The sequence below is a fragment of the uncultured Ralstonia sp. genome, from assembly GCA_913056305.1.
Lineage (GTDB): Bacteria > Pseudomonadota > Gammaproteobacteria > Burkholderiales > Burkholderiaceae > Ralstonia.
In genome coordinates, this window is the sequence record CAJXMR010000250.1 from 1 (window position 1) to 6210 (window position 6210).

At 69.1% G+C, this 6210-nt stretch carries 5 protein-coding genes; 2 read left to right on the plus strand and 3 right to left on the minus strand.

Features of this window, described 5'->3' with window-relative positions; translation table 11 throughout:
* The 3 genes from QZ609_RS23360 to QZ609_RS23370 form a co-directional block, all read right to left on the minus strand.
* Nucleotides 1–305 (minus strand): pantoate--beta-alanine ligase (locus tag QZ609_RS23360; protein WP_295499958.1); only part of this gene is annotated, 305 nt, incomplete at its 3' end.
* A 49-nt stretch (nt 306–354) separates the two neighbouring features.
* Nucleotides 355–1236: a ScpA family protein gene (locus QZ609_RS23365; RefSeq protein ID WP_295499960.1), complete on the minus strand. Its 882-nt coding sequence runs from the start codon at nt 1234–1236 to the stop codon at nt 355–357.
* Nucleotides 1237–1267: 31 nt separating this feature from the next.
* Nucleotides 1268–1456 (minus strand): DUF3460 family protein, encoded by a 189-nt coding sequence (locus QZ609_RS23370; protein ID WP_295499962.1) that lies wholly within the window; start codon nt 1454–1456, stop codon nt 1268–1270.
* Nucleotides 1457–1685: 229 nt separating this feature from the next.
* On the opposite strand from QZ609_RS23370, the gene QZ609_RS23375 reads away from it, so the two are divergent.
* Both QZ609_RS23375 and QZ609_RS23380 read left to right on the plus strand, forming a co-directional pair.
* The gene (locus QZ609_RS23375; protein ID WP_295499964.1) at nt 1686–3464 is read left to right on the plus strand and encodes an autotransporter assembly complex family protein; all 1779 of its coding nucleotides are present in this window, start codon (nt 1686–1688) and stop codon (nt 3462–3464) included.
* An 8-nt stretch (nt 3465–3472) separates the two neighbouring features.
* A partial coding sequence (locus tag QZ609_RS23380) for a translocation/assembly module TamB (RefSeq protein ID WP_295499966.1) occupies nt 3473–6210 on the plus strand: 2738 nt, incomplete at its 3' end.

Sequence of the window (6210 nt, forward strand, 5' to 3'; positions counted from 1 at the left end):
CGGTATTCCTGCGGCTCGGGGTACATGTCGCGCTCGGTGGGCGCGAACAGCACGTACACGCCTTCCTTCTGCAGCTTCTCGATGTCGTCCTGCAGCGTGCGCGGGTATTTGTCGAAGTCTTCGTTCGGGCCGAACTGCAGGCGGTTCACGAAGATGGACGCCACCACCGGGTCGCCATGCTGGCGCGCCAGGCGCATCAGGCTCAGGTGGCCCTCATGCAGGTTGCCCATGGTCGGCACGAAGGCGACGCGATTCTGGCCGCGCAACTGGTCGCGCAGTTCCTGGATGGACGAGATGACTTTCATGCGTTCGGGGTGTGTGCCGGCGGGTTGCGTCGGCAGTCAGGTCGGCAAGTTAGGTCGGAGAATACGCAAGGCGCACGTAGATCGGCGCGTACGGTTCCGCCTGGGTGATTTCCAGCAGCGATTCGCGCGACAGCTCCAGCATGGCGACAAAGTTGACCACCACGACGGGTGCGCCCTTGCCGGATTGAATCGCTTCTTCAAACAGCTCGGTGAACTCCATGAACCGCGCGTGCTGCAGGCGGCGCAGGATCTGGCTCATGTGCTCGCGCACGGACAGCTCTTCGCGCGAGATCTTGTGGTGCTGGGTCAGCTTGGCCCGGCGCAGCACGTCGGCCCACGCGGCGCGCAGGTCGTCGGAATCGACGTCGGGGTAGCGCGGCGCGAGGCTCTGCTCGATGTAGACCTGGGCGCGCAGGAAGTCGCGGCCCAGCTGCGGCACGGTGTCGAGCTTTTGCGCGGCGAGCTTCATCTGCTCGTATTCGAGCAGACGGCGCACCAGCTCGGCGCGCGGGTCTTCGGGCTCGGTGCCTTCGTCGGTCTTCTTGACCGGCAGCAGCATGCGCGACTTGATCTCGATCAGCATGGCCGCCATCAGCAGGTACTCGGCGGCCAGCTCCAGGTTGGTCGCGCGGATCTGCTCGATGTAGGCCAGGTACTGCCGCGTGACCTGCGCCAGCGGAATGTCCAGCACGTTGAAGTTCTGACGGCGGATCAGGTACAGCAACAGATCCAGCGGCCCTTCGAACGCTTCGAGGAAAACCTCCAGCGCATCGGGCGGGATGTAGAGGTCTTGCGGGAGCTTGAACAGCGGCTCGCCGTACAGCCGCGCGAAGGCCAGGCCGTCGACCTGGGCCGGCGTGGAGTCCCGGTCGGGCGCCACGCGGGGCAGCTCGACGGGCAGGGGCAGCTTGTCCTGCGCGGGCGTGGTCATGCGGCGATCATGCCTGGTCGCGTGCGACTGCTCAGTCGATCGAGTAGACGTATGGCTTCTGCGCCACGCGCGCGGCCTGGGCGCGGGTGCGCTCGTCCAGGTTGATCGGTTCCTTGTCCCACAGGAGGGCGCGGCCCTGGCGCTGCTGCGCTTCCAGTTCCGGCTTTTGCGTCTTGAGTTCTTCCAGGAACTGGGTGATCTCGGACTTGTACAGGGCCATGGCAATAAGTGATGTTGGATGATCTTGCCCGCCTGGGCACGTGTGTGGACACGTGCGCGAGGCGGGAAACGGCGCATTTTACCGTATCGTCCGGCCCGCGCGCGGCGTTTCGGATTGGTCTGAAAGACGTGTGCGCGGCATTTGCGCGGGCACCCGCTGGGGGCGGTGTGGTCAAATAACGACTTTTCCCCGACTTGCCCGGCCTGTGCGCCGGCGCCCGCCCGCCAGGATGACCGGCCTGCATCGACCATCGCGACCGTCACGCTTCCGTTTCATTGCAACGCCCGTTGCGGCACGCCTTGCCGGCTGTGCCCTGATGCTCGCTTGCACGGCGGCGCAGGCCACCTACGACGTCAAGATCGACGCGCCCAAGCCCATCCGCGACCTGCTCGAGCGCAACCTGGACCTGGCCCGCTACCAGGACCGCAAGGACATCACCGAAGACCAGCTGCAGTACATGGTCGAGACCATCGGTGAGCAGGTCACCAAGCTGACCGCCACCGAAGGCTATTTCGTGCCCAAGGCGACCGCACAGGTGGAAGGCCCGCCCGACCGGCGCGTGGTGCACGTGAAGGTGGACGCCGGCCCGCGCACGACCATCGACACCGTGGCGCTCGACTTTACCGGCGCCATCGTTCAGGACCCCAAGCGCATCGATGCGCTCAAGCAGGGCTGGAGCCTGCAGCACGGCATGGCGTTCCGCCAGTCCGGCTGGGACAAGTCCAAGGACGACACGCTGGCCGCGCTGCAGGGCAAACGGTATTACGCGGCCAAGCAGACGGCGTCACAGGCGCGCATCGACCCGGATGAGAGCCGCGCCGATCTGTCCGTGTCGTACGACAGCGGGCCGGCCTATACGCTGGGACCGCTGGACGTGCAGGGGCTGTCGCGCTACCCACGCAGCATCATCGAGCATGTCAACCCGCTCCAGGTGGGCGAGGACTACTCCGCCGACCGGCTGCAGGCGCTGGCGGCCGCCATCCAGGGCCAGCCGTATTTCGCCAATGCCATCGTCGACCTGGGCGACGACCCGAAGAACCCGGTCGATGCCCCGGTGCGCGTGCGCGTGCGTGAATATCCGCCCAACCGCATCACCAGCGGCGTCGGCTTCGGTACCGACACCGGCGCGCAGCTGGAAGGGCGCTACCAATACCTGAACCTGTTCGACAAGGCGTGGGTGCTCGACACCCAGGCGCGCATCGAGCAGCGCCGGCAGTACCTGTTCGGCAGCGTGACCCTGCCGCCCGACGGCCGGCAGTACGTCAACAGCGTCTACGCCAGCATGGACCGCACCAACCTGTCCGGCACCGACACGCGCAGCTACCGCTCCGGCCTCAAGCAGACCCGCGTGCGCGGCATCTACGAGACCTCGTTCACGGTCGACTACTACTACGACGACCTGCGCCCGGAAGGCGCCGCGCGCCAGCTCAGCAAGGCGCTGGTGCCGGGCTTTGCGTGGACCCGCCGCGACGTGGACGACCCGCTGTTCCCGCGCCGGGGCAATATCATCACCACGCAGATCGGCGCGGCGGTCAAGGGCTTCCTGACTGACCAGTCGTTCGTGCGTTCGTACAGCCGCATCCGCCAGTATGTGCCGGTGGGGCAGCGCGACATCTTCGTCACGCGGGCCGAGCTGGGCGCGGTGGTCACCAATGGCGCCGGTGATGGCGTGCCGGCTACGCTGCGCTTCCGTACGGGTGGCACGCAGTCGATCCGCGGCTACGATTTCCAGAGCATCGGCAACGAGGTCAACGGCAGCACGCTGCCCACCAAGTTCCTCGTCACCGGCGGGGTGGAGTACCAGCGCTGGTTCCTGCCGCAGTGGGGCGCCGCGGTGTTCTGGGACACCGGCACCGCCACCGACAACTGGTCGCAGCGCCGCTGGTTCAACGGCGTGGGTGCCGGCGTGCGCTGGAAGAGCCCGGTCGGGCCGATCCAGCTCGATCTGGCCTATGGCATCCAGCAGCACCAGTTCCGGCCGAGCGTGTCGCTGGGCATTGCGTTCTGAGATCGGCCATGACAGATACGCAGACCCCCGCATCCGCTCAACCCAACCCGCCACCGCCGCCCAAGCGCGGCTGGGGCCGGCGCGTACTGCGCTGGGTGGCGATCTACCTGATCGTCAAGCTGTCGATCGTGGCGCTGCTGGCCGGCTGGTTGTGGTGGGCGATCCAGTCGCCGGCCGGTACCGCGCAGCTGTGGTCGCTCGCCACGCGCTTCGGCCACGCCTATGTGTCCGGCACGCTGGCGGGCGGCACGCTGCGCGACGGCCTGTCGTTGCGCGACCTGCACGTGCGCGCCGGCAGCACGGACGTCCGCATCGACCACGTGGAAGGGCGCTGGTCCGTCACCCATGGCCCGTGGCATGCCCGCTTTGCCTACCTCACCGCGGGCAACGTCGAGGTGACGCTGCACCCGACGCCGCCCGCGCCGCCGAGCGGGCCGCCCGCGTCGCTCGCGCTGCCGTTTGCGCTGGATGTCGACCGGCTGGCGGTGGATCGTCTCGCCATCCGCGAGGGCACGTCGACCACCGAATTGAAGTCGATCGCCGGCGGCCTGCACACCGACGGCACGCATCACAACGTGCTGCTCGACGGTGTCGAAACACCGGCCGGCAAGCTGGCCGCCACGCTGCACATGACGGGCACGCGGCCGTATCCGCTCACCGGCGCGGCGACGCTGGCCACGCAGTTCGAGGCGGGCGGGCAGCGGCAGGAGGCGTCGGTCTCCGCGCAGTTGTCGGGCTCGCTGGAAGCGCTGCACGTCGACGCGACCGGCACCGGCGCCAAGCTGACGGCGCAAGCGCTGATCGACGTGACGCCGTTTGCCGCGCTGCCGTTCTCGCGGGCGGTGGTCTCCGCCGAGCAGGTCAACCCGCGCGCGTTTGCGCCGGGGGCGCCGGAAGCCGCGCTGTCGATCCACGCCGATCTGCGGCCGGATGCACAGGCCAAGACGCTGACGGTGGCCGGCCCCGTGCAGATCGACAACGCGCAGGCCGGCCCGCTCGACAAGCAGAAGCTCCCGCTGCAATCGCTGCGCGCGCAGTTGCGGCTGAACGAGGATGCACAGCAACTGGCCGGGCTCGACGTGCGCCTGCTCGGCGGCGCCCAGCTGACGGGCAATGCGGACGTGCACAAGGGCCACGGCACCCTGCGCGTCGACGTGCGCCAGCTCGATCTGCAGGCCTTGCATGGCGCGCTGGAGAAGACGCGCCTCGCCGGCCCCGTCACCGTGGATTTCGACGGCGGCACGCAGCACGTGGCGCTCGACCTGGCCGGCGGTGACATGCGCGCCCAAGCCAAGGCCGTGCTCGATGCGACGCAGATTGCCGTGGACAGCGCGCAGGTATCGCTTGGGCGCTCGCGCCTGACGCTCGCGGGCACGCTCAAGCACGACGAGGCGCAGTCGTTCGCCGTCAAGGGCAGCCTGGCCGAGTTCGACCCCTCGCGGCTGGCCAAGGTGGCGAAGGGCCGCATCAATGCCGAGTTCGATGCGCGTGGCACGCTGGGCGAGCCCACGAGCGGGGCGATTGAAGCGGCCATCCGCTTTGCCGTGCGCGACAGCGATTACGCCGGCCTGCCGATGACAGGGGGCGGCAACGTGCACCTGCGTGGCCAGCGCCTGTTGCCCAGCGATGCCCGCCTCGACGTGGCCGGCAACCGCGCGAGCTTGCGCGGCAGCTTTGGCGCGGCGGGCGACCGCATGCATGTGGAGATCGACGCGCCGCAGCTCGCGCGCCTGCAGCTGGGCGTGAGCGGCGCGCTGACGCTGTCCGGCGACGTCTCCGGCACCATCAAGCGCCCGCAGGTGGATGCCACCTTCCGCGCCCAGCAGTTGGCTTACGGCGGCAACAAGATCGACACGGCCAATGGGCGCGCCCAACTGCGCGATGGCCTTGACGGCCAGTTGCTGTTCGAGCTGACCGCGCAGCATGTGACGGGGCCGAGCCTCGCGCTGCGCGAGGTGCACGCCACGCTGGACGGCACGCGCCGCGCGCACCGCTTCCGCGCCGATGCCGATGGCAACGTGCGCAACCAGCCGTTCAAGCTGGCGCTGGCGGGCGACGGTGCGCTCACGCCGGGCAAGGACGGCGATGCGTGGGACGGTACGGTTTCCACCTTGTCGGCGCAGGGCGCGCCCAACCTGCAGCTGACGACGCCGGTGCGACTGTCGGTGGCGCCGGGCCGCTTCGCGCTCGGCCGGGCCGACCTGACGCTGGACCAGACGCCGATCCACATCGAGCGCGTGGAATCCGATCGCGGCCATCTGCGCAGTGCCGGGCGCATTGACGGGCTGGCCATCGCCCGCGTGCTGGAGTTGCTGCGCATCTGGACCGGGCAGTCGCCGCCGGTGCGCTCCGACCTCGTCCTCGACGGCCAGTGGGATCTGGACCTGGGCAGCACGGCCACCGGCACCGCGCGCATCGCCCGCCGCAGCGGCGATCTGTCCATCAACGCCGGGCGCGGTTTCACACCGCTGGGCCTGACCGAGGTCGTGGTCGAAGCCCGCGGCGAAGGCATGCGGATCGGACTGCGCGGCACCGCGCAGTCGACGCGCGTCGGCAACCTCTATCTCGATGCCGGTGTCGGGCTGGTGCGTGACGCTGCGCCAGGGGCGCTGGCGCTGATGGCGCCGGCATCCCCGCTGTCTGGTGGGCTGACGATCAACCTGCCGGAACTCAAGGCCATCGGCGACCTGCTCGGGCCCGACGTGGCGCTGGAAGGCAAGCTGGCCGCCAGCCTCACGCTTGCCGG

Coding starts and splice junctions, on each gene's coding strand:
- QZ609_RS23365 (WP_295499960.1), bottom strand. CDS start 1,236: ATGACCACGCCCGCGCAGGACAAGCTGCCCCTGCCCGTCGAGCTGCCC.
- QZ609_RS23370 (WP_295499962.1), bottom strand. CDS start 1,456: ATGGCCCTGTACAAGTCCGAGATCACCCAGTTCCTGGAAGAACTCAAG.
- QZ609_RS23375 (WP_295499964.1), top strand. CDS start 1,686: ATGACCGGCCTGCATCGACCATCGCGACCGTCACGCTTCCGTTTCATT.